At 38.0% G+C, this 24,838-nt stretch carries 25 protein-coding genes, 2 rRNA genes and 2 other annotated features; all 27 genes read right to left on the reverse strand.

Translation table 11 applies throughout. The features are described from left to right. Positions 1-34 precede the first annotated feature (34 nt). Positions 35-3,601, reverse strand: coding sequence for a DNA-directed RNA polymerase subunit beta (gene rpoB, locus JOC83_RS19035; protein WP_205188960.1), 3,567 nt, complete (start codon positions 3,599-3,601; stop codon positions 35-37). Between the two features lie 243 nt (positions 3,602-3,844). After that, on the reverse strand, positions 3,845-4,450 hold the full coding sequence (locus JOC83_RS19040) for a class I SAM-dependent methyltransferase (protein ID WP_205188961.1): 606 nt from the start codon (positions 4,448-4,450) through the stop codon (positions 3,845-3,847). Positions 4,451-4,563: 113 nt separating this feature from the next. Further along, positions 4,564-4,926: a 50S ribosomal protein L7/L12 gene (rplL, locus tag JOC83_RS19045; RefSeq protein WP_205188962.1), complete on the reverse strand. Its 363-nt coding sequence runs from the start codon at positions 4,924-4,926 to the stop codon at positions 4,564-4,566. Positions 4,927-4,976: 50 nt separating this feature from the next. Continuing rightward, positions 4,977-5,477 (reverse strand): 50S ribosomal protein L10, encoded by a 501-nt coding sequence (gene rplJ, locus JOC83_RS19050; protein ID WP_205188963.1) that lies wholly within the window; start codon positions 5,475-5,477, stop codon positions 4,977-4,979. Positions 5,478-5,517: 40 nt separating this feature from the next. Next, positions 5,518-5,665: a sequence feature (ribosomal protein L10 leader region), on the reverse strand. A 66-nt stretch (positions 5,666-5,731) separates the two neighbouring features. Next, the gene (gene rplA / locus JOC83_RS19055) at positions 5,732-6,433 is read right to left on the reverse strand and encodes a 50S ribosomal protein L1 (protein WP_205188964.1); all 702 of its coding nucleotides are present in this window, start codon (positions 6,431-6,433) and stop codon (positions 5,732-5,734) included. A gap of 106 nt (positions 6,434-6,539) precedes the next feature. Then, complete coding sequence (rplK, locus tag JOC83_RS19060) at positions 6,540-6,965, reverse strand: 50S ribosomal protein L11 (RefSeq protein WP_162595981.1); 426 nt, start codon at positions 6,963-6,965, stop codon at positions 6,540-6,542. Between the two features lie 166 nt (positions 6,966-7,131). Further along, positions 7,132-7,665, reverse strand: a complete 534-nt coding sequence (nusG, locus tag JOC83_RS19065) for a transcription termination/antitermination protein NusG (RefSeq protein ID WP_205188965.1) — start codon at positions 7,663-7,665, stop codon at positions 7,132-7,134. Positions 7,666-7,859: 194 nt separating this feature from the next. Next, positions 7,860-8,039 carry a preprotein translocase subunit SecE gene (gene secE / locus JOC83_RS19070; protein WP_205188966.1) on the reverse strand — a complete coding sequence of 60 codons (180 nt, stop codon included), beginning with the start codon at positions 8,037-8,039 and terminating at the stop codon, positions 7,860-7,862. 59 nt (positions 8,040-8,098) lie between these two features. Then, the gene (gene rpmG, locus JOC83_RS19075; protein WP_205188967.1) at positions 8,099-8,248 is read right to left on the reverse strand and encodes a 50S ribosomal protein L33; all 150 of its coding nucleotides are present in this window, start codon (positions 8,246-8,248) and stop codon (positions 8,099-8,101) included. Between the two features lie 84 nt (positions 8,249-8,332). Next, the gene (sigH, locus tag JOC83_RS19080) at positions 8,333-8,983 is read right to left on the reverse strand and encodes an RNA polymerase sporulation sigma factor SigH (protein WP_239583640.1); all 651 of its coding nucleotides are present in this window, start codon (positions 8,981-8,983) and stop codon (positions 8,333-8,335) included. Between the two features lie 68 nt (positions 8,984-9,051). Continuing rightward, positions 9,052-9,561, reverse strand: a complete 510-nt coding sequence (locus JOC83_RS19085; RefSeq protein WP_205188968.1) for an NYN domain-containing protein — start codon at positions 9,559-9,561, stop codon at positions 9,052-9,054. 1 nt (position 9,562) lies between these two features. Then, positions 9,563-10,309 (reverse strand): 23S rRNA (guanosine(2251)-2'-O)-methyltransferase RlmB, encoded by a 747-nt coding sequence (rlmB, locus tag JOC83_RS19090; RefSeq protein ID WP_205188969.1) that lies wholly within the window; start codon positions 10,307-10,309, stop codon positions 9,563-9,565. Continuing rightward, positions 10,296-10,724, reverse strand: a complete 429-nt coding sequence (locus JOC83_RS19095; protein ID WP_205188970.1) for a Mini-ribonuclease 3 — start codon at positions 10,722-10,724, stop codon at positions 10,296-10,298. Before JOC83_RS19095 ends, rlmB begins: the two co-directional genes overlap by 14 nt. Before the next feature lie 6 nt (positions 10,725-10,730). Then, complete coding sequence (gene cysS, locus JOC83_RS19100; protein ID WP_205188971.1) at positions 10,731-12,128, reverse strand: cysteine--tRNA ligase; 1,398 nt, start codon at positions 12,126-12,128, stop codon at positions 10,731-10,733. Further along, positions 12,118-12,774: a serine O-acetyltransferase gene (gene cysE, locus JOC83_RS19105; RefSeq protein ID WP_205188983.1), complete on the reverse strand. Its 657-nt coding sequence runs from the start codon at positions 12,772-12,774 to the stop codon at positions 12,118-12,120. Before cysE ends, cysS begins: the two co-directional genes overlap by 11 nt. 65 nt (positions 12,775-12,839) lie before the next feature. Further along, positions 12,840-13,073 (reverse strand) — a binding site (T-box leader). A 39-nt stretch (positions 13,074-13,112) separates the two neighbouring features. Continuing rightward, positions 13,113-14,570 (reverse strand): glutamate--tRNA ligase, encoded by a 1,458-nt coding sequence (gene gltX / locus JOC83_RS19110; RefSeq protein WP_205188972.1) that lies wholly within the window; start codon positions 14,568-14,570, stop codon positions 13,113-13,115. Between the two features lie 100 nt (positions 14,571-14,670). Beyond that, the gene (gene ispF / locus JOC83_RS19115; protein WP_205188973.1) at positions 14,671-15,150 is read right to left on the reverse strand and encodes a 2-C-methyl-D-erythritol 2,4-cyclodiphosphate synthase; all 480 of its coding nucleotides are present in this window, start codon (positions 15,148-15,150) and stop codon (positions 14,671-14,673) included. 19 nt (positions 15,151-15,169) lie between these two features. Beyond that, complete coding sequence (ispD, locus tag JOC83_RS19120; RefSeq protein ID WP_205188974.1) at positions 15,170-15,850, reverse strand: 2-C-methyl-D-erythritol 4-phosphate cytidylyltransferase; 681 nt, start codon at positions 15,848-15,850, stop codon at positions 15,170-15,172. 24 nt (positions 15,851-15,874) lie between these two features. Then, positions 15,875-16,966 carry a PIN/TRAM domain-containing protein gene (locus JOC83_RS19125; RefSeq protein WP_205188975.1) on the reverse strand — a complete coding sequence of 364 codons (1,092 nt, stop codon included), beginning with the start codon at positions 16,964-16,966 and terminating at the stop codon, positions 15,875-15,877. A 150-nt stretch (positions 16,967-17,116) separates the two neighbouring features. Beyond that, the gene (gene disA / locus JOC83_RS19130; protein ID WP_205188976.1) at positions 17,117-18,193 is read right to left on the reverse strand and encodes a DNA integrity scanning diadenylate cyclase DisA; all 1,077 of its coding nucleotides are present in this window, start codon (positions 18,191-18,193) and stop codon (positions 17,117-17,119) included. Positions 18,194-18,196: 3 nt separating this feature from the next. Continuing rightward, positions 18,197-19,573 (reverse strand): DNA repair protein RadA, encoded by a 1,377-nt coding sequence (radA, locus tag JOC83_RS19135; protein ID WP_205188977.1) that lies wholly within the window; start codon positions 19,571-19,573, stop codon positions 18,197-18,199. 76 nt (positions 19,574-19,649) lie between these two features. Further along, entirely contained in the window at positions 19,650-22,091 is a 2,442-nt protein-coding gene (clpC, locus tag JOC83_RS19140) for an ATP-dependent protease ATP-binding subunit ClpC (protein ID WP_205188978.1), read from the reverse strand. Positions 22,092-22,098: 7 nt separating this feature from the next. Continuing rightward, positions 22,099-23,181 carry a protein-arginine kinase McsB gene (locus JOC83_RS19145; RefSeq protein WP_205188979.1) on the reverse strand — a complete coding sequence of 361 codons (1,083 nt, stop codon included), beginning with the start codon at positions 23,179-23,181 and terminating at the stop codon, positions 22,099-22,101. Between the two features lie 3 nt (positions 23,182-23,184). Next, complete coding sequence (locus tag JOC83_RS19150) at positions 23,185-23,730, reverse strand: protein-arginine kinase activator protein McsA (RefSeq protein ID WP_205188980.1); 546 nt, start codon at positions 23,728-23,730, stop codon at positions 23,185-23,187. A 37-nt stretch (positions 23,731-23,767) separates the two neighbouring features. After that, positions 23,768-24,229, reverse strand: a complete 462-nt coding sequence (locus tag JOC83_RS19155; protein WP_205188981.1) for a CtsR family transcriptional regulator — start codon at positions 24,227-24,229, stop codon at positions 23,768-23,770. A gap of 318 nt (positions 24,230-24,547) precedes the next feature. Next, positions 24,548-24,663: ribosomal RNA gene (gene rrf / locus JOC83_RS19160) — 5S ribosomal RNA — on the reverse strand. Positions 24,664-24,742: 79 nt separating this feature from the next. After that, a 23S ribosomal RNA gene (locus JOC83_RS19165) occupies positions 24,743-24,838 on the reverse strand; the annotation flags it as partial.

Consider the following 24,838-nt stretch of genomic DNA (forward strand, 5'->3'; position numbering starts at 1 on the left):
GGTTTTTACCTCATTGCTTCTATCAAAGCTAAATTTATTCTTTCGTCACAGGGTCTTTTTCGCCCTCTACAACAGGTTCACTATCGTTATCTGCAATAATTGATTCAGTTGGTTGATCATGATCATCTTCTGAATCTACAATATCAATTTCCTGCTCATCAGCTGAAAGCATCTTAACATCCATACCTAAACTTTGTAACTCTTTAATCAATACCTTGAATGATTCAGGGATACCTGGTTCTGGAATGTTTTCACCTTTCACGATCGCTTCGTACGTTTTAACACGTCCAACAACGTCATCTGATTTCACAGTTAAGATTTCTTGTAATGTGTAAGCAGCACCGTATGCTTCAAGTGCCCATACCTCCATCTCACCAAAACGCTGACCTCCAAATTGTGCTTTACCACCAAGAGGCTGTTGCGTAACAAGTGAGTATGGTCCAGTTGAACGAGCATGAAGCTTGTCATCAACCATGTGAGCAAGTTTGATCATATACATGATCCCTACTGATACACGGTTATCAAACGGCTCACCCGTTCTTCCATCATATAAGACAGTTTTCGCATCACGAGACATGCCTGCTTCTTCAATTGTTGCCCATACATCTTCCTCACGTGCTCCATCAAATACTGGAGATGCAACATGAATGCCTAGCTGACGAGCAGCCATACCTAAGTGCAACTCTAGCACCTGACCGATATTCATACGTGAAGGTACCCCTAATGGGTTTAACATGATATCGATTGGCGTACCATCTGGTAAGTAAGGCATATCTTCTTCTGGTAAGATACGAGAGATAACACCCTTGTTACCATGTCGACCGGCCATCTTATCACCTTCAGAAATCTTACGCTTCTGAACAATATACACACGTACTAATTGGTTCACACCTGGTGGTAACTCGTCTCCATCTTCACGGTTGAAGACTTTAACATCAAGAATAATTCCGCCTCCACCATGTGGCACACGAAGAGATGTATCACGAACTTCACGTGCTTTCTCACCGAAGATTGCATGTAGTAGACGTTCTTCTGCTGTTAATTCTGTAACTCCTTTTGGGGTTACTTTACCAACTAGAAGGTCTCCGTCTTTTACTTCAGCACCAATTCGGATGATTCCGCGCTCATCTAGGTTGCGAAGAGCATCTTCACCAACGTTAGGAATGTCACGTGTAATTTCTTCTGGTCCAAGCTTCGTATCACGAGACTCAGATTCATATTCTTCAATATGAACAGAAGTGTATACATCATCTTTTACAAGGCGTTCACTCATGATGATGGCATCCTCGTAGTTATAACCATCCCACGTCATGAAACCAACCATTACGTTACGACCTAAAGCAAGTTCACCTTTTTCCATTGATGGACCATCTGCTAAAATTTCACCTTTTACTACTTGATCTCCTACTGAAACAATAGGACGTTGATTGTAGCAAGTACCTTGGTTTGAACGAATAAACTTCAATAAGCGGTACTTATCTAGGTTTCCTTTTACTTTTTGACCATCAACTTCTTCATAACGACGAACCCATACTTGCTTCGCTTCAACACGCTCTACAACACCTGGGTGTTTACAGATAACTGCTGCACCAGAGTCTTTACCAGATACGTATTCCATACCAGTTCCGACAATCGGCGCTTCCGGATTTAATAAAGGCACGGCTTGACGTTGCATGTTCGCACCCATTAATGCACGGTTGGAGTCATCATTTTCTAAGAACGGGATACAAGCAGTCGCAGCTGATACAACTTGCTTAGGAGATACATCCATATAGTCAAGTCGATCACGTCTTACAACTGTGTTCTCTCCACGGAAACGAGCTACGATGTTTTCATCTAAGAATGAACCATCATCGCCTAAGCGAGCATTTGCTTGGGCTACTACATAATTATCTTCTTCATCGGCTGTTAAGTAGTCAATACGGTCCGTCACTTTACCAGTTTCAGGATCAATACGACGATACGGCGTTTCGATGAAGCCAAATTTATTTACTTTTGCATATGAAGATAAAGAGTTGATTAATCCGATGTTTGGACCCTCTGGCGTTTCAATTGGACACATACGACCATAGTGAGAGTAGTGAACGTCACGCACTTCAAATCCAGCGCGCTCACGCGTTAAACCACCAGGACCTAAGGCAGATAATCTGCGTTTATGTGTTAATTCAGCTAATGGGTTCGTTTGATCCATGAACTGAGATAACTGAGAGCTACCAAAGAACTCTTTAATCGCTGCAATAACAGGACGAATGTTTATTAATTGCTGTGGTGTAATTGTATTTGTGTCTTGAATTGACATTCTTTCACGAACCACACGTTCCATACGAGATAGCCCGATACGGAATTGGTTCTGTAACAATTCACCTACAGAACGAAGGCGACGGTTTCCTAAGTGATCAATGTCATCTGTATCGCCTACATTGTGTAACAGGTTAAAGAAATAACTAATAGAAGATAAGATATCAGCAGGTGTGATATTTTTCACTTCTTCTGTTACATAAGCATTACCTAATACATTAATTACTTTTTCTCCATCTGGATCGTTTGGAGCATAAATTTTAATAGATTGAAGTGTTACATCATCTTCTACAACTCCACCAACAGGGTTGTAAGTTTTGAAGTTTACACCACTTTCAATCATTGGTAGAATACGATCAAGCGTACGACGATCAATCATCGAACCTTTTTCTGCAATAATCTCACCAGTCTCTGGATCAACTAACGTTTCTGCTAAACGTTGATTGAAAAGACGATGTTTGATATGCAGCTTTTTGTTAATTTTATAGCGACCTACATTCGCTAAATCATAGCGTTTAGGATCAAAGAATCGAGAAACTAGTAATGTTTTAGCATTCTCAACTGTAGGTGGCTCTCCAGGACGTAGACGCTCATAGATTTCTAATAGCGCTTTTTCTGTACTTTCCGTATTATCTTTTTCAAGCGTATTACGGATGTACTCATTGTCCCCTACTAATTCTAAAATCTCTTGATCAGAACCGAAACCTAAAGCACGTAATAATACTGTTACTGGTAGCTTTCGCGTACGATCAATACGTACATATACAACATCTTTGGCATCTGTTTCATACTCTAACCATGCACCACGGTTTGGAATAACAGTTGCTGTGTAACCTCTTTTACCATTTTTGTCTACTTTACCACTATAGTAAACGCTTGGTGAGCGTACCAACTGTGATACGATAACGCGCTCTGCACCATTAATTACAAATGTGCCAGTTTCCGTCATCAATGGGAAATCACCCATAAACACATCTTGGTCTTTTACTTCACCAGTTTCTTTATTAATTAAACGCACCTTAACACGTAGAGGTGCAGCGTAGGTTACATCGCGCTCTTTGGATTCCTCAACGGAATATTTCGGATCTCCTAAGCTGTAGTCAATAAATTCTAAAGATAAATTACCCGTAAAATCCTCAATTGGAGAAATATCTTGAAACATTTCTCTTAATCCTTCATCTAAGAACCATTGGTAAGAAGATGTTTGGATTTCAATCAGATTAGGTAATTCTAATACTTCACTAATGCGCGCATAACTTCTGCGTTGGCGGTGGCGTCCATACTGAACTAGTTGACCTGTCAACTGATTCACCCCTCAAATCAAGCGTTATTGTTCAAAAAAATAATAAATAAACATATAGTTTATTATTAAACAAAAGAAAAATGGTTTCTTTAAATAGAAAACCACAATTTCATGAAAAACGTACTATTGATTTTATTAGCTTTTCCATTAAGACTAGAATTATACCTACTATTTTATGTATAAAAAAGTCATGATGGAATAATGATATATTGGCATTTTATAATGCTAACATAATCAAAAAAGTTAGTCAACATTTTTGGCAAATATGATATAATATCCTTTTTTCTTTTCTACTACTTCCACTTCGTTAAACAAAGTTTCTAACTTATCGACCGCAGATGGTGCTCCTTGCTTCTTCTGAATAACCACCCATAACTCTCCACCTTTTACAAGATGACTAGCTGCTCCTTCGAGAATTTCATGTACAACCTTTTTACCAGCTCGAATAGGCGGATTGGTTAAAATTGATGCAAACTGTTTTTCTTCTACACTGTCAAAGCAAAAACTTTTATAGATTTTTACATTCTCTACCTTATTTTGAGAAGCATTTAATTTGGCTAGCTCAATTGCCCGTTCGTTTACATCTACCATATGAACACTTCTTGTTGGGTCACTTTTAGCAACAGATAAACCAATCGGTCCATATCCACAGCCAACATCTAGTATTGGTCCTTCAACTTCCGGCAATTTAAAAGCTTCTATTAATACACGAGAACCAAAATCTACTTCTTTCTTGGAAAAGACACCTTGATCACTAGTAAAAGAAAAAGATTGGTCTCTTAGTGAAAAAGAAAAAGTATGACGATCACTGTTTACAGAAGGTGTATTTGAATAATAATGCTCTGTCAATCTATAACCTCCTACCTCAATGTATTGATTTCTTCATTTACTATATAATAAAATTCAAGCACAAGCAAAAAAGCTCGCTTAAGCAAGCGAGCTTTTTTAAATAAAAACGTTAATTACTTAACTTCTACAGAAGCGCCAACTTCTTCAAGTTTAGCTTTCATTTCTTCAGCTTCTTCTTTAGAAACGCCTTCTTTAAGAGCTTTTGGAGTGTTGTCAACTAATTCTTTAGCTTCTTTTAAGCCAAGACCAGTGATTTCACGTACTACTTTGATAACCTTGATTTTTTGTCCGCCAGCACTTTCAAGTACTACGTCAAACTCAGTTTTCTCAGCAGCAGCTTCACCAGCAGCGCCACCCATAACAGCTACAGGAGCAGCAGCAGTTACACCAAATTCTTCTTCGATAGCTTTTACTAAATCGTTAAGTTCTAAAACAGTCATTTCTTTAACTGCTTCAATGATTTGTTCTTTAGTCATTGTAAATTTCCTCCTTATATCCTTTTAAAGTTTATAGATAACAAACTAGATTATGCGCCTTGTTCTTCTTTTTGATCTGCCACAGCTTTTGTAGCAAGAGCAAGGTTGCGAATTGGAGCTTGAAGAACGCTAAGCAACATAGAAAGTAAACCTTCGCGAGATGGTAGTTCTGCAAGAGCTTTAATTTCTTCAACAGTTGTTACGTTACCTTCGATTACACCAGCTTTAATCTCTAATGCTTCGTGCTTTTTAGCGAAATCATTTAAGATTTTCGCAGGAGCAACCACATCTTCGCCACCAAACGCGATTGCGTTCGGACCTGTTAACGCGTCGTTAAGACCTGTTAACTCAGCTTGCTCTGCAGCACGGCGAGTTAAAGAGTTTTTGTAAACTTTGAACTCAATACCCGCTTCACGTAATTGTTTACGAAGCTCAGTTACTTCTGAAACATTTAATCCACGGTAGTCAACTACGATAGTAGAGTTGCTAGCTTTGAACTTGTCAGCAATCTCTTCTACGACTTGTTTCTTTTGTTCAATTGCGCTGCTCATCTTTACACCTCCTGTAGATTTCCTTCCGTACACTCATACAAGGTGCCATAAAAAACCTCCATGTTTGCTTGTAACAGACATGGAGGTATCGTAAGCGAACTAAGTGTTCAACTAATTTATCGCATACACCTCGGTAGGAAATTAAGCCTAACGGCACCTACTGTCTACGGTACAAATATCATATTCTTTTTTAACAACAATATCTATTATAATCAGTCACTTATAAGAAGTCAATACTGATTTACTGTCAAAAATTAGTTTTTAGCTACAGCTGTTGCAGCATCAACTTTGATACCAGGGCCCATTGTAGAAGTAACAGCAACGTTCTTCATGTAAGTACCTTTAGCAGCAGCAGGCTTAGCTTTTAACATAGTTTCGAAGATTGTAGTGAAGTTTTCCACTAACTTGTTGTCTTCGAAAGAGATTTTACCGATTGGTACGTGGATGTTACCAGCTTTATCAACGCGGTATTCAACTTTACCAGCTTTGATTTCATTTACAGCTTTCTCAACATCGAATGTAACTGTACCAGTTTTAGGGTTTGGCATTAAACCTTTAGGACCTAATACACGACCTAATTTACCAACTTCACCCATCATATCTGGAGTAGCTACGATTACATCAAATTCAAACCAACCTTGTTGGATTTTGTTGATGTAATCAGAATCACCAACGTAATCAGCTCCAGCAGCTTCTGCTTCTTTCGCTTTCTCACCTTTAGCGAATACTAATACGCGTTGAGTTTTACCAGTACCGTTTGGTAATACTACTGCACCACGAATTTGTTGGTCAGCTTTCTTAGGGTCTACTCCTAAACGGAAAGCAACCTCAACTGTCGCGTCAAATTTCGCAGTGTTTGTTTTCTTTACTAATTCGATTGCTTGTTCTACTGAATAAGCTTTTGTACGATCTACAAGCTTCACAGCTTCGATGTACTTTTTACCTTTTTTAGCCATTTTAATTTCCTCCTTATGTGGTTTTAACGGAATAACCTCCCACTAATAAAGGTTGCGAATTGGATGTTTTCCACACTCGCAACCTTCTAGAACCCGTTGATGCGAATTAGTCTTCGATGACAATTCCCATGCTACGTGCTGTACCTTCTACCATGCGCATAGCAGCTTCTACGCTAGCAGCATTTAAATCAGGCATTTTAGTTTCAGCAATCTCACGTACTTTGTCACGCTTGACTGTTGCAACTTTATTACGATTTGGTTCACCAGAACCAGACTCAATTCCAGCCGCTTTTTTAAGTAAAACAGCAGCAGGTGGAGTTTTCGTAATAAATGTAAATGAACGGTCTTCAAATACCGTGATTTCAACAGGAATAATTAGACCAGCTTGATCAGCTGTACGAGCGTTAAACTCCTTACAGAAACCCATGATGTTAACACCTGCTTGACCTAATGCAGGACCTACTGGTGGTGCTGGGTTTGCTTTACCTGCAGGAATTTGTAATTTTACAAGTTTAATTACTTTTTTAGCCACGAGACACACCTCCTTAAGTCCGTGATGTGGTAATAGGGTTTAACCCCTCCCACTCGATGTTCTTTATATGATAAATAAAGAAATGGTCTTTTTAGTCTCTCATTTTGAGACGTACTGACTTATGAAATATTACCACCAAACTTGACAAAATGCAAGTTTTTCGGAATTATATTTTTTCAATTTGTGTAAAATCTAATTCTACAGGTGTTTCACGACCAAACATGTTAACAAGCACTTTCACTTTTTGCTTATCTGTGTCAATCTCTTCAATTTTTCCTTCAAAGTTTGCAAATGGTCCTTCTTTCACCATGACCGTTTCATTTAACTCGAAATCAAAATCTGCGTACTTTTCATCCATACCCATATTCTTCAGAATCATATCAATTTCTTCTGGTAATAGAGGTGTAGGCTTTGATCCTGAACCCGCTGATCCAACAAATCCTGTTACACCCGGTGTATTACGTACTACATACCAAGAATCGTCTGTCATCACGATCTCAACTAGTACGTAACCTGGGAATACTTTTTTCTTTGTAATTTTTTCTTTGTTGTTTTTGATTTCTCGTTCTTCCTCTTCCGGCACCACTACGCGAAAGATTTTGTCTTGCATGCCCATTGACTCGACACGCTTTTCTAAGTTTGTTTTTACTTTATTTTCATATCCAGAGTAAGTATGAACTACATACCAATTTTTCTCCATTTAAGAGGACGACTCGTCCTTCCCTCCCCGCTCATTTATAAATAATGTATGATCAAATCGAAACCCATAGTGAGCTGCAGATTTCACAGTTGATTCATAGATAACCATTATGAAGACAAATTAAAAAACCCGTCTCCGGGCTTTTTGATAGGCATAATTCAAATGTTATTATACCACGTTTAGAACACATTTATTCAAGGAATTAATCGAATTAATGCAGAGATCCCTGAATCAACAGCAGCAAAGAACAGTGTCATAAACGCAACTGTTGTGACAACAGTTACTGTATAACGTGTTAATTCTTTACGCTTTGGCCAACTTACCTTCTTCATTTCGCGTCCAACATCACGCAGAAACTTTACGATACGGTTCATGTTTACGTAACCTCCAATATACAATGGGTGCTCATTCTATGCAGAGAAAATGATTAACCTTATTTTGTCTCGCGATGAATGGTGTGTGCATTGCATGTCTTACAAAACTTTTTCACTTCTAATCTTTCATCATTTTGCTGAGCATTTTTCATTGTGGAGTAGTTACGGCTTCCACACCCAACACATGCAAGTACAACTTTTTTACGCATAATGCTAACCACCTATAAATAGTGATAACGTCTATAAAAAAGTATCACACACTTTCTTTTGATGTCAACATACGGTCGCAAGTGCTACATCGTTATTTCACGTAATTCTAAATAACGTTCTAGCTTTCTTTTTACCCTTTGTAATGCGTTGTCTATCGATTTTACATGGCGATTTAAGTCTTCAGAGATTTCTTGATAAGATCGACCATCTAAATAAAGCACAAGCACCTTACGTTCAAGGTCACTAAGTAATTCCGCCATCTTTAATTCAATGTCATCAAACTTTTCTTGGTTAATGATAAGCTCTTCAGGATCCATGACTTTTGCACCTGAAATTACATCCATTAATGTTCGATCGGACTCCTCATCATAGATAGGCTTGTCCAACGATACATACGAGTTTAACGGGATATGCTTTTGCCTTGTCGCTGTTTTAATAGCAGTAATGATTTGTCTTGTAATACAAAGTTCGGCAAACGCTTTAAAAGAAGTGAGTTTATCTTCTTTAAAGTCACGTATAGCCTTGTAAAGTCCTATCATACCTTCTTGTACAATATCTTCTCGATCTGCCCCTATTAAGAAGTATGATCTAGCTTTAGCACGTACAAAATTCTTGTACTTATGAATTAAATATTCTAGCGCATCTATATCGCCTTTGTGCACAAGCTCTACAATTTCCTCATCTTCTTGTTGTTCGAAATGAGCCCTATCTTTTCTCCCATAATTATCGCCCATATCGATCCCCCTGACCGCACAGTAGATAACAATATTATACAGTAGCTATTTCAATAGCGTCAACCTCTTCAACGCTCACCTCGGCGCCATTTTTCAAAAATTTCGGCAACTCCATCAGATAGTTTAATGCGTGAATGAGGTTTTTGCTCTTGAATCTCTTTAACATCTCGCTTAATATCCCTTTTTATTTCAAGCATCTCATTACGCAACTCACGAGCTGACTTTCTTAGCGCACCTTGTCCAAAAATGGCCCATTGTTCCGTAAAATCAGACGTTGCTACGTGGATTTGTGTTTTAATATTATTTAAATTTTTTGCCAGCTTTTCAATGTGTTCATCCGCTGTTTCATTTTCTCTTGTAAAAACTACTTCTACATTGTGACTCTTTGCTTTTTTTTCAATTCCTTTTACAAAGTGAGCATCAAACACGATAATCGTTCGATAGCCTGTGTATGCTTGATATTCAGCCATATTCTCAATGAGTAAATTTCGAGCAGTTGATAGATCTTTATCTTTCCACTCTCTTAGTTCAGGCCATGCTCCAATAATGTTATAGCCATCAACAAGTAGAATATCCATTTTATCCACCTAATGGATGTCGTTTTCGGTATACCTCATACATAAGTAAGCTTGCTGCTACAGAAGCATTTAAAGATGTCACGTTACCCACCATCGGAAGGTGAATTAAAAAGTCACATTTATCACGTATGAGGCGGCTCATTCCTTTACCTTCACTTCCAATAACTAATCCAAGGGACATCTGTCCATCTAAATTACGATAGTCATCTTTCCCTTTTGCATCTGTCCCCATAATCCATAAACCACGCTCTTTTAATTCTTCGATGGTGCGAGATAAATTTGTCACACGTACAACGGGAATATGTTCAATTGCTCCAGTAGATGCTTTAGCTACAGTAGCTGTTAATCCTACCGCTCGACGCTTAGGAATAATAATTCCATGTGCGCCCACTGCATCTGCTGTTCTCATGATGGATCCTAAGTTGTGTGGGTCTTCAATCTCATCTAGGATAAGGAAAAATGGTTGCTCATTTTGTTGCTCTGCCTTAGCAAACAAATCATCCAATTCTGCATATTGGTAAGCAGCTACTTGCGCAACGACTCCTTGATGGTTTCCTTCTACCATTTGTTCAATCTTCTTCTTAGGTACAAATTGAACCAATACACCATTTTCTTTTGCTAACTGTGTAATAGCATTCATTTGACCACGTTGAGAACCTTCAGAGATCCATATCTTATTAATATCTCTTTCAGCTCTTAATGCTTCTAACACAGGGTTTTTTCCGATAATATATTCATGTTGTTCCATGCTGACTTCCTCCCTCTATCTCTTCTACAAAAGCAATTGCCTTTTCAATGGTTTCCATTAGTCGATCTTCATTACTAAGTAAGTAAAGATAACCAATCACAGCTTCAAAGGCTGTGCTATAACGATAAGTTTGAACATCTGTATTCTTAGGGATCGTGCCAGATTTAGCATTACGACCCCTTCTTAATACAGCTAACTCTTCTTCTGAAAAATAATCCTGTTCTTTAAAAAAGTGAACAATCTTTGCTTGGGCTTTCGCTGATACATATCGCTTTGCTCGATTGTGCAATTGATTTGGACGAACATTTCCAAGTGTCAATAAATGAGTACGCACATGCAAATCAAACACAGCATCACCAACATAGGCTAGAGCTAAGCTATTTAATTGTTTCACTTCAGTAGCTTTTAAACTCATGAACACTTACCCTCTTTTCCATCTTATGCCTTGCGCTGTATCTTCAAGGATAATATTGCGATTCTTTAGTTCATCACGAATTTGGTCAGCTAATTGGAAGTCTCGGTTTTTTCTAGCTTCAACGCGTTTTTGGATTAATGCTTCAATTTCTTCGTCTAACAGTTCTTGTTTCTCTAACACCAAGCCTAATACACCACTTAAACTGCTTAACTGCTCAATAAATGCCTGAATCACAACTTCAGATGTATTCTTCTCTAATAAATACACGTTTGCTTGTTTTGCTAATTCAAACAGAATGGAGATACCATTTGCTGTATTGAAATCATCATCCATGTCACGAATGAATGTTTCACGTAATTCATTTATACGATCAATCCATTCTTGATTATGGTCTGTTAAGTTAGTTGAACTTCCTAATCGATGCTTTAGATTGACATAAGCTGTTTCTATACGCTCTAGGCCTCTTTTTGTCTTCTCTAACAGCTCTTCATTATAGTTAATTGGGTGGCGATAATGCACAGATAGAATAAAGAAACGTAACAAATTAGGATCATGCTTTTTAATAATGTCATGAACAAGCACAAAGTTTCCTAGTGATTTTGACATTTTTTCATTGTCAATGTTGATATAACCATTATGAAGCCAGTACTTTGCAAACGTTTTTCCTGTTAGAGCTTCAGATTGTGCAATTTCGTTTTCATGATGCGGAAATGCTAAATCTTGGCCACCTGCATGGATATCAATCGTTTCGCCTAAGTATTTCTTCGCCATAGCAGAGCACTCAATATGCCACCCTGGTCTTCCTTTACCCCAAGGGCTATCCCATGTAATCTCTTTCTCTTTCGCTGCTTTCCAAAGAACAAAGTCTAGCGGATCATCTTTCTTTTCTCCTACTTCAATGCGAGCCCCTGAACGTAGTTCATCGATTGGTTGATGAGATAATTTACCGTATCCTTCAAACTTACGCGTACGATAGTACACATCTCCATTTGATTCATATGCATATCCTTTTTCAATAAGTGATGCAATGAAATCAATAATGATGTCCATATTTTCAGTTACACGTGGATGCACAGTCGCTTTTTTGCACCCTAGTGCTGTTACATCTTCAAAGTACGCATTAATAAAACGCTCTGCAATCGTTGGCACATCTTCACCTAACTCGTTCGCTGCTTTAATAAGCTTATCGTCAACGTCCGTGAAGTTTGAAACGTAGTTTACCTCATATCCTCTAAACTCTAAGTAACGACGAACCGTATCAAATACAATTGCAGGTCTTGCATTTCCTATGTGAATATAATTATAAACAGTCGGACCACACACATACATCTTCACTTTACCTTCTTCTAAAGGTATAAATTCTTCTTTTTGACGTGTTAGTGTGTTGTATAACTTAATAGCCATTTTTAATCGTCCCTTCTTTTTTTTCTTCAAGTAGTTCCTTTAATTGTTCAATTTCTTTCTCTAATTCTTTTAAGCGATCGGCAACTGGATCTGGTAGATCACGATGATTTAAATCTTTTTTAATACGAATACCATTTTTAATCACAATTTTCCCTGGTATCCCCACGACTGTTGAATTGTGCGGCACATCGTGTAAAACTACCGAACCTGCGCCCACTTTTGAGTTTTGGCCTATTGTAATAGAACCTAATACTTTTGCACCCGTTGCAATCAATACATTGTCCTCAATTGTGGGATGCCGCTTGCCTTTTTCTTTTCCGGTTCCTCCAAGCGTAACACCTTGATAAACCGTTACATTATCTCCTATTTCACACGTTTCACCAATGACAACACCCATCCCATGATCGATAAAGAAGCGTCGACCTATTTTGGCACCTGGATGGATTTCAATGCCTGTAAAAAAGCGACTGATTTGCGAAACAACACGAGCTAAAAAGAACCATTTTTTTTGAAACAAGATATGCGCAAAGCGGTGTGCCCAAATTGCATGTAGTCCTGAATAAGTTAAAATGACTTCAAGATAGCTTCTAGCTGCTGGGTCCTGCTCAAAGATCACTTCTATATCTTCTTTTAACACCTTTATCATACTCTCACCCCACTTTTTCTTCACTAAACCCCTTTAGCATAAAAAAACGTCCCTGCGTCAAATGACACAGAGACGTATAAATACGCGGTTCCACTCTGTTTAGGTATTACATTTATACCTCAACTCAACTCTTATAACGGTAGAGAATCCGCTTTTGTTTACTCACAGCATGTAGCTTGCTTTTAACAAAAGACTCAAAGGTGCATTTCAACAATCATTATCATGAGCTACTTCCAGCCAACGATAGCTCTTCTCTAGAATGAAATGAATTGTTTACTTCTCCTTCTCAGCGCTTTACTTAGTATGATATTTAATATTATGACACAAATCTTTAATTGTTAACTAATAATACGTTCAATTCGTGCTAAAACTGTTTCCTTACCAAGTAGAGAAATCGCTTGTGGTAGCTCTGGTCCATGTGTTTGGCCTGTTGTTGCTACACGAATTGGCATAAATAATTTTTTACCTTTTTGACCCGTTTCTTTTTGAACAGCTTTAACAGCGGCTTTGACATCCGCAGCCGAGAATGCTTCTAATCCTTTTACTTGCTCTGCAAATGACTTTAATACTTCTGGTACTTGTTCTTCTTCTAAAACAGAACGAGCTTCACGGTTATAGTCAATTTCTGTTTTGAAGAACATTTCCGTTAATTCAACAATTTCAGCACCAAAGCTCATTTGTTCTTGATAAAGAGCAATCACATCACGTGTCCATTGTGCCTTCTCAGCGTCCATGTTCGCTTCTACTCGACCAGCTTTCACCAAATGCGGAAGAGATAATTCCACTACTTTATCAAGGTCTAACTCTTTCATATACTGATTATTCATCCAGCGTAGCTTACTTGTATCGAATACAGCAGGTGACTTTGAAAGTCTTGCCGTGTCAAACATTTCAATGAACTGTTCTTTTGAGAAGATTTCTTCTTCTCCAACTGGTGACCAACCAAGAAGAGCAATAAAGTTAAATAATGCTCCAGGCAAGTAGCCAAGCTCTTCATACTGTTCGATGAATTGAATGATTGATTCATCACGCTTACTTAATTTCTTACGATTTTCATTTACAATCAAAGTCATATGACCGAAAAGTGGCACTTCCCAACCAAATGCTTCATAAATCATTAATTGCTTTGGTGTATTAGAGATATGGTCATCTCCACGTAAAATGTGTGTCATTTTCATGAGATGGTCATCTACAGCTACTGCGTAGTTATACGTTGGTGTACCGTCTTTTTTGACAATAACAAAGTCACCAATTCCATCTGATTCAAACGAAACTTCACCTTTTACCATATCATCGAACTTGTACACTTTCCCGCTTGGCACACGGAAACGAATACTCGGTTGACGACCTTCAGCTTCTAATTCCGCTCTTTGCTCAGCTGTTAGGTTTCGACATTTACCAGAATAGCGAGGCATTTGTCCATTAGCTGATTGTTCTTCACGCTCTTTTTCTAGTTCTTCCTCTGTACAGTAGCAGTAATAAGCTAATCCTTTTTCTAAAAGCTCATCTGTGTGCTTTTTATAAATTTCTGTACGTTCTGACTGACGGTATGGACCATATTCTCCACCCTCATCAATGCTCTCATCCCACTCAATGCCAAGCCATTTTAAATATTTAAGCTGACTTTCTTCGCCACCTTCAATGTTTCGCTTTTGATCCGTGTCTTCTATACGAATGATAAATTTACCATTTTGATTTCGTGCAAATAAATAATTAAATAATGCTGTTCTTGCATTTCCAATATGAAGATGTCCAGTTGGACTTGGTGCATAACGAACACGTACTTCGTTTGACATAGTTACGGTACCTCCAATTTTATCAATGAATATGTATAATCAACTTAAATTGCATGCTTCATTTTATCACCAAATGGTTTTATATTAAAGATTACTGGCTTTATTTTTGATAGATTAAAACCGCTGCTTGTGCCGCAATCCCTTCCTCACGACCTGTAAATCCTAATTTCTCTGTCGTTGTTGCTTTTACGTTAATTTGTGAAACATCTGCTTCGAGTAGCTCAGCAATTCTTTCTCTCATGGCCCCAATATGTGGAGCCATCTTAGGCTTTTGGGCAATAATTGTGCAATCTACATTACTCAATTCATAGTTTTCCTCTTTTAATAGCTTCCATACATGCTTTAATAATTCTGCAGAGTCTGCATCTTTATAAGCTTCATCTGTATCAGGAAAGTGTTTTCCGATGTCTCCTTTTGCTGCTGCTCCTAATAACGCATCCGCTATAGTATGAAGCAGAACATCTGCATCAGAATGACCTAGTAGCCCTTTTTCGTAAGGGATCGTAATACCACCTAAAATAAGGGGACGATTTTCAGCAAATTGATGCACATCAAATCCTTGTCCAACTCGAATCTTCATTTTGTTCCCACCCTTTATGTCATGAATAGTTCATTAAAATGGCTTCCGCGTATAAGAGATCTTCTTTTGTTGTTAACTTGATATTATCGTAGCTTCCTTCTACAATTGCGACCTTTTCTCCCATACGCTCTACCAAGCTTGCATCATCTGTTCCTAAATAACCTGCTTCCATTGCTTTCTCATGCGCTTCTTTAATTAAAGGCAAAAGAAAAGCTTGTGGAGTCTGAATAGCCCACAAGCTGGAGCGTTCTACCGTTTCCATTACATGCTGATTCTCAACGCGCTTTATTGTATCTTTCACTCTCACGGCTAGGACTGCAGCACCTTCTGTTTTTGTATGCTGGACAAGTTCATGAATGAGCTCTTTCTTCACAAAAGGTCTCGCCCCATCATGAATGAGTACCACCTCTGTGTCACCCACCGCTTGTAAACCGTTATATACACTATGTTGACGCTCTTGACCTCCAACGACAATGGAGTGCACCTTTCGTATATCATGTTTGGACATAAGGTTTTCAAATAGCGCTACTTCATTTTGATTAACAACGAGTATAACGCTATCACACGCTGAATCGTTTTCAAAGATGCGTAGTGTGTGAATAATAAGCGGAGTACCTTGAAGATCAATAAATTGCTTATTCTTTCCTGCTCCCATTCTTTTGCCTTGACCAGCAGCTGGAATAACGACTTCGTATCTCATAAAACTAGCTCCTTATTCTCTCTATTACAGTGCTTTTTCTAACAATTTAGGTTTAGCAAAAATCATTCTACCTGCAGACGTTTGCAAAACACTCGTAACAACCACATCAATGTTTTTACCAATATAATTTCTGCCCTCTTCTACAACAATCATCGTTCCATCATCAAGATATGCAATGCCTTGGTTATGTTCTTTTCCATCTTTTATCACCAATACATTCATCTCTTCACCTGGTAATACAATTGGCTTAACAGCATTGGCTAAATCGTTAATGTTTAGAACACTTACTCCTTGCAATTCACATACTTTATTTAAATTAAAGTCATTTGTTACAACAACACCTGACGTTAATTTTGCAAGCTTCACAAGCTTACTGTCAACTTCTTGTATCTCTTCAAAGTCGCCTTCATAGATTTCCACTTTAATCGCTAATTCTTTTTGGATACGATTTAAAATATCTAGTCCTCTTCTTCCTCGATTTCTCTTTAATACATCGGATGAATCCGCAATATGTTGAAGTTCTTCTAATACAAACTGAGGAATAACAATCGTTCCTTCTAAAAACCCTGTTTGACAGATATCTGCAATTCGACCATCAATAATGACGCTCGTATCTAAAATTTTTAATGAGTGTGATAAAGGTTCTGCCTCATCTTCTTGTCCTTTTTTCTTTGCAATTCTAGCAGGCATTGAAAAGAGACTAACGAGCTCATCTCGTTTTTTAAATCCTACTTGAAACCCTAAATACCCTAATAGAATGGTTAAGAAAATAGGTAAAACCGTGTTAACGATTTGAATTTGGATTTTATTTAAAGGAATGACAACTAAATAGGCGACAATTAAACCTAAAATTAGACCGAAGCTTCCAAACAGCACATCTGTTACTGGTGCTTTCACTAATGATTCCTCTACCCAGTGTATGAAATCAACAATGTAATCAACGAGCCAAAATGTAAGAATAAAAAAGATAAGTGCACCTAGCAATGCTCGCATATACGATTTATCTAATATTGCAATATCCTGAAGACGTAATAAGTCTACAATCTCTGGAATAAACAGAATTCCTAAAGCTCCGCCGGTAATAATAAAGAATAGTTGAACAATACGTTTTAACACGCCTTCACCTCCCTTTTATCATTATAAACAGTTTACAATGATTGAAACCTGTAATTTAACTTAAAAAGCGTTTTGTAACGAAACTGTCATCATTTATGACTGTTTTCAAAACATCTTAATTGAAAAGAGCGATGAATGTCAATTTAAAACCTATAAGTGACGACTTAGTAAGTATTGCTGACGTAATCTTTTTAAGCCTTCTTTTATTTTACGTGCTCGAATTTCACCGATACCCTCTACTTCATCTAACTCCTCTACTGAAGCGGTTGAAATGTGCTTGAGATCTCCTAGCTCATCAATTAAGTTTTCAATAATGATAGATGGCAGTCTTGGTATTTTGTGAAGCATTCGATAGCCACGCGGGAATACGATATCCTCAAAGCTCGTGTATAATGGATAACCCATTAACTTTAACAACACTTGATCATCTAAAAGCGTTGTATGTGAAGGTTCTTGCATTTTCGCTACAATTTTATATGGATCTTGGTCAAGGTCATACATATAATCTTTAATGAGTAGCACCGCTTCTTCTTCTAAGTGCGAGAGTAGCTCATTCATTTGTAGCCTTATTAGTCTGCCTTCAATCCCTAGTTCGCTAATGTAACTTAAAATTTCATTTTTGATTCTCATTACCATCTCTACACGATGAAGAGATTGAATGACATCGGTATGTGTTACTTGTTCCTCAAACTCTAATGCACTTAAACTATTTATTGAATCATCTAATACGGATTTATACTTTTCTAATGTCTCTAAAGCTTGATTCGCTTTTGCTAAAATAACGCTAATATCTTTTAAAACGTACTGTAATTGACCTTTGTATAACGTGATGACGTTTCGACGCTGTGAAATTGCCACAACAAGAGAACCCGTCTGCTTTGCTACCCGCTCTGCTGTACGATGTCTCATACCCGTTTGTGACGAAGGGGTAGATGAATCAGGAATGAGCTGTGCATTAGCAAATAAAATTTTATTGCCTGTGTCATTTAAAATGATTGCTCCATCCATCTTTGCTAATTCGTAAAGATGAGCAGGGGTGAAATAACAATTGATAGAGAAGCCTCCATCTACCAGCTTCTTTACACTGTCATTATAACCTATCACAATAAGACCACCTGTTTTCGCTCTTAGTACATTATCAATTCCCTCACGAATAGGTGTTCCTGGTGCTACAAACTGAAGAATTTCTGATATTTGTTGTTGATTCGTTACTTTTTCTCCTTCCATCTCCTATCCTCCTAGCGTATACTGAAGAGCCTCAGCGACTGTTGAAACTCCTACTACTTCAATTCCTTCTGGAACGGTCCATCCTCCTAAGTTCTTTTCTGGAATGATGACGCGCTTAAATCCTAACTTTGCAGCTTCTTGAACTCGTTGCTCAATTCTTGAAACCCTTCTTACTTCACCCGTTAACCCGACTTCCCCTACGACGACATCTGTTGCATTAGATGAGACATCTCGAAAACTGGAGGCAATACTGACAGCTACTGCTAAATCAATGGCTGGTTCATCTAGCTTTACGCCACCAGCTACTTTTAGGTAAGCGTCTTGGTTTTGAAGTAATAGACCTACACGCTTTTCTAAAACAGCCATGATAAGGGATACACGATTATGATCAACACCCGTAGCCATCCGTCTTGGATTTCCAAAACTAGTTGGACTAATTAATGCTTGTAATTCTACTAAAACAGGCCGAGTTCCTTCCATAGAAGCGACAACAACCGATCCTGCTGCTCCTTGTGACCTTTCTTCAAGAAAGATTTCTGAGGGGTTTAACACTTCTTCTAAACCACTTTCTTTCATCTCAAATATACCCATTTCATTTGTTGAACCAAAACGGTTCTTTACAGCTCGTAAAATGCGGTATGTATGGTGCCTTTCACCTTCAAAGTATAACACTGTATCTACCATATGTTCTAACAATCGAGGTCCTGCAATCGCTCCCTCTTTTGTCACATGTCCTACAATAAAAATAGCAATACCATTTGTCTTTCCGATTCTCATTAGTTCTGCCGTACATTCACGTACCTGTGAAACGCTACCAGGTGCTGACGTAACATCTGAATGATAAATGGTCTGAATAGAATCAATTACTACAAGATCCGGTTTCACTGTAGAAATAGCATCTGAGATAAGCTCTAAATTCGTTTCAGCATGTACGTATAATTCTGCAGCTGTGATATCTAGACGATCAGCGCGAAGCTTTGTTTGTTTTGTTGATTCTTCCCCAGAGATATAGAGAACTTTTTGGCCATTCATCGCTAGCTGAGCAGATGTTTGAAGTAGTAAGGTTGATTTTCCGATACCAGGGTCTCCTCCGATTAATACAAGGGAGCCTCTCACAATTCCTCCACCTAGCACACGATTAAACTCTAGTGATTTTGTATAGATTCGCGGTTCAGTTGTTGATTTGATCTGAGTGATTGATTCAGGCTGTTGACGCTTTGTTGATGTCGCTCCTGAAAAAGCCCCCCTCCTTGAAGAACCTTTATCTTCAATTTCTTCTACCATAGAGTTCCAGCTTCCGCATCCTGGACATTTTCCCATCCACTTTGCTGACTCATATCCACAGTGCTGACAACTAAACTTTGTTTTCTTTTTACTCATTACTTATTTTACCTCTCTATCTACCGTTAAATAAAGGAGGCATACGTTTCATCTCGTATGCCTCACTCTTATGTCTTTAGCTAATACTGCTTGCTTCTGCAGATTTGACCGTAAATCCTTCTTCATTTACATCAAGCGTTACTTTTTGACCTTTTTGAACATTACCTTTGAGCAATTCTTCAGATAAGCGGTCTTCAATATGCTTTTGAATGGCACGACGTAGTGGACGCGCTCCGTATTCTGGATCAAATCCTTCTTCAGCAATCTTTTCAATCGCTTTTTCTGTTAAATACAAATCGATGTCTTGCTCTTTTAAGCGTTTTGTTAAGTGATCAGCCATTAGCTTCACAATCTCAGCTAAGTGCTTCTTCTCTAATGAATGGAACACAATGATTTCATCAATACGGTTCAAGAATTCAGGTCGGAAAGCTTTTTTCAATTCTGTCATTACTTTCCCTTTCATGTCTTTGTAATCTTGCCCCTCTTCTTGAACAGTAAATCCTAGATGCTTGCTTCGCTTCAATGTATCAGCACCTACGTTAGACGTCATAATTAAGATTGTATTTCGAAAATCAACCGTACGCCCTTTAGAATCTGTTAATCGCCCATCTTCCAATACTTGTAATAAAATATTGAAAACATCTGGATGAGCCTTTTCAATCTCGTCTAATAGTACAACAGAATATGGTTTACGTCTTACCTTCTCTGTTAATTGACCACCCTCATCATATCCAACATAACCTGGAGGAGATCCAACTAGACGTGATGTAGAATGCTTTTCCATATACTCTGACATGTCGATACGAATCATCGCATCTTCATCACCAAAGATAGATTCTGCTAACGCACGCGCTAATTCTGTTTTACCAACACCTGTAGGGCCTAAGAAAACAAATGAACCAATCGGTCTCTTAGGATCTTTTAGACCCGCTCTTGCGCGTCTTACAGCTTTCGCAACTGCCTTCACTGCTTCTTCTTGCCCAATAACACGAGAATGCAAGATTTCTTCCATATTTAAAAGTCTTTCCGTTTCTTCCTGTGCAAGCTTCGATACCGGTATACCAGTCCAGCTTGATACAACCATTGCAATATCTTCTACAGTTACTTCTGAATTCTCTTTTCCTTGCTTTTCTTTCCAAGCTTTCTTCGTATCTTCTAATTCCTCACGCAAGCGTTGTTCTGTGTCACGCAATGACGCTGCTTTTTCAAACTCTTGACTTTGTACAGATGCGTCTTTTTCTTTACGAACAGAATCAAGCTTTTGCTCTAGCTCTTTTAAGTTTGGAGGCGTTGTAAATGAACGCAAGCGTACTTTAGAGCCAGCTTCATCAATTAAATCAATGGCCTTATCTGGTAAGAAACGATCTGAGATATAACGATCTGACAATTTTACAGCTTGAACAATGGATTCATCTGAAATTGAAACACGATGATGCGCTTCATAACGATCACGCAATCCTTGTAAAATTTGAATCGATTCCTCTGTTGTTGGCTCATCAACTTGAATTGGTTGGAATCGGCGCTCTAAAGCTGCATCTTTTTCGATGTATTTACGATACTCATCTAACGTCGTCGCACCAATACACTGCAATTCTCCTCTTGCTAATGATGGTTTTAAGATGTTCGATGCATCAATTGCACCCTCTGCACCACCAGCACCAATTAACGTGTGTAATTCATCAATGAATAAAATAATATTACCAGCTTGACGAATTTCATCCATTACTTTCTTCAAGCGATCTTCAAATTCACCACGATACTTTGTACCCGCAACGACTGTTCCCATATCTAGCGTCATAACACGCTTATCTCGTAAGATTTCAGGAACTTCATTGTTCACAATTTGTTGAGCTAATCCCTCAGCAATAGCTGTTTTTCCGACCCCCGGCTCACCAATTAGCACAGGATTATTCTTTGTACGACGACTTAAAACTTCAATCACGCGTTGAATTTCCTTGCTTCGTCCAATTACTGGGTCTAGCGTTCCTTCTCTTGCAATAGCTGTTAAATCACGTGCTAAGCTGTCAAGCGTTGGTGTATTAGCATTAGAAGACCCACCACCTTGGTGACTTGAAGATGCTTCATTACTCCCTAACAACTGTAATACTTGCTGTCTCGCTTTGTTCAAACTCACACCTAAATTATTTAGGACACGCGCTGCTACTCCCTCACCTTCACGAATTAAACCTAAAAGGATATGCTCAGTTCCAACATAGGAGTGTCCTAATTTTCTAGCTTCATCCATTGATAACTCAATTACTTTTTTAGCACGAGGTGTATAATGGATGGTTTGCGTTAGCTCCTGACCGCGTCCAATCAGAGCTTCTACTTCTTTTTGAATCTTATCTGCTCCTAATCCTAGCGCTAATAACGCTTTTGCTGCAATGCCTTCACCTTCACGAACAATACCTAACAAGATATGTTCTGTACCAATATTGTTATGGCCTAATCTTAATGCTTCCTCTTGTGCTAATGCTAATACTTTTTGAGCACGCTCTGTAAATCTACCGAACATCATCTATTCATCACCCTCCATGTTCATTCTTCTCTTTTTTATCTTCTAAACGTTCCCTAATTAAAGAGGCTCTTCTTATGTCACGTTCATTAGGTTTGAGAGAACCTCCTGCATACTGTTGTAGGAACCCAGGCTGTATCATTATGATTAGTTCATTTAGTATATTCTTTGGTATGCTCTTTATATAACCTAAATCAATACCTAGACGAACATCTGATAAACATTTTGACGCTTCTTTCGATTCAATAATGCGACTGTTTGTTAAGGTCCCATAAGAACGGTACACTCGATCCTCTAGTTCAACATTCGACGTTTTGACTAGAGCCTCTCTAGCTGATCGTTCTTGAGCGATTAGTTGATGAACTACACTATTTAAATCTTCCACGATATCTGTTTCAGATTTTCCTAATGTAATCTGGTTAGAGACTTGAAAAATATTACCTAGCGCCTCACTCCCCTCACCATAGATACCACGTACAACTAAGCCTAATTGGTTAATAGCTGGGATAATACGATTAATTTGGCGAGTTAAAGATAATGCTGGCAAATGCATCATAACCGATGCTCTAAGTCCTGTACCTACATTAGTAGGGCAGCTAGTAAGATAACCTCTTTCTTCATCAAAAGCGTAATTCACATGCTTTTCAATCCAATTATCTAACTCATTCGCTTTGTCTAATGCTTGTGATAGCTGAAGTCCTGGAAATAAACATTGTATGCGCAGATGATCTTCCTCATTAACCATAATGCTAAACTCTTCTTTTTCCGATAGCAAACAAGCTGCATGAATTGATTGCTGAACTAAGTGTGGACTAATTAAATGCTTTTCAACCAAAACTCTCTTTTGAAGAGGCTGTAGTTCCGACATTTTAAGAAAATGAAACTCTTGATTCGACTCTTTTGTTGATATAAAAGACTCTTCGAAAAAGCGAATAATTTCAAGTGATTGCTCATTGGTTAAAAGCGTTGGAAATAAATAATCTTCTAAATTTCGTGCTAAGCGTATTCTACTACTTAACACAATATCCGAGTCGGGAGCATCTTGATTCATCCAAGAACTAACTGCCTGCTTAAAGAAAAGATCCTGAATCATTGTCTAACTATCTCCTTTCCTATTTGCAGTTAGCTTTTTTTCAAGAGACCTTATCTGATCTCTTAATTTAGCAGCTTCCTCAAACTCTTCTTTCTCGATATACTCTTTTAATTTCAATCTCATAGCTTCTAATTCCTTTTTTAAATGAAGATTACTACCAATTCTATTTGGAATTTTTCCATTATGTGAATAATTCCCTCCATGCAACCTTTTTAAAAAAGGAGTTAATGGTTGTTTAAATGTCGTATAACAGTCAGCGCAACCAAAGCGTCCAATCTCAGCAAACTGAGGATAAGTCATACCACATGTAGGACATTGCTTGATCTCATTATTAGTAAAAGACTTAGATGTTGTTTCTGTAAAAGGTTTATCTAAATTAAGCAATCCTGCTAATAAGTTGTTAATGGAGAAACCAGAGTTAGTATGAATACTAATCTCGCCATTTTCTTTTGCGCAATACTCACATATATGCATCTCTGATTTTTGACCGTTAATAACTTTCGTAAAGTGTAACGTAGCAGGTCTCTCTTGACATTGTTGACAAATCATCTCGGCATCTCTCCCGATTTCTAATCTCCTAAAAGTGTTAGCGGTACCTTAATGCATTTAACATCGCTTTTAATAATTGAGCCCTAAGCTCATCTCGATATGGCAAATCAACGTTAATGACCGAACGATCAATGACACTTAACATAATCTTTGCTTCTCTTTCTGTAATGACTTGTTTCTCTACCAAGCGAATAATTAAACTTCCTGCGTTAACTTGGGAAATCTTTTGATGGATAACACCTAACACTTGTTCAAACAGGTGAGAAGTGTTGTGTGATTTCACTTTTATAATACGAATGAAACCACCTCCACCTCTTTTACTTTCAACAATATATCCTCTCTCTAACGTAAAACGGGTATTTATTACATAGTTGATTTGTGAAGGTACACATTGAAAGCGATCTGCGATTTCACTTCTTTTAATCTCTACTGCATCTTCATTATTAAGCTCTAGTACTTCCTTTAAATATTGCTCAATGATGTCAGAGATATTTGGCACTGAGCCCCCTCCTTCTGACTTTGACTATATTTGACCTTACTTTTAATATAAAAGTAATACAAAAAATTTTCAACTATTATGTAATTTGCTTTTTAATGTTATCGTTACCATTAAAAAAGGTTTCGAAACATGTTTTTATAAGATTTTATAACTTTGTTTTTATTGTATTGTAAGAAACACAAGAAGGTGCCTGAACAATTAACAATAGCTAAATGAGTAATTAAAAATAAAATAGGGCGTAAGAGATTTTATGAAAACTCTTACGCCCTATTTTATATATAAATAAAAGACTAGCTATATAGCTAGTCTTTCTGAAATGCCCGGCAACGTCCTACTCTCACAGGGACAAAGTCCCAACTACCATCGGCGCTAGAGAGCTTAACTTCCGTGTTCGGCATGGGAACGGGTGTGACCTCTCTGCTATCGCCACCAGACATTATTCAATTGAGAGTTTGCTCTCTCAAAACTAGATAACAATTGCTGAGGAAAAGCGTGCGCTTTTCAAAAAATAATGTGGTTAAGTCCTCGACCGATTAGTATCAGTCAGCTACACATGTCACCATGCTTCCACCTCTGACCTATCAACCTGATCATCTTTCAGGGGTCTTA

This window comes from Priestia iocasae, assembly GCF_016909075.1.
Classification (GTDB): domain Bacteria; phylum Bacillota; class Bacilli; order Bacillales; family Bacillaceae_H; genus Priestia; species Priestia iocasae.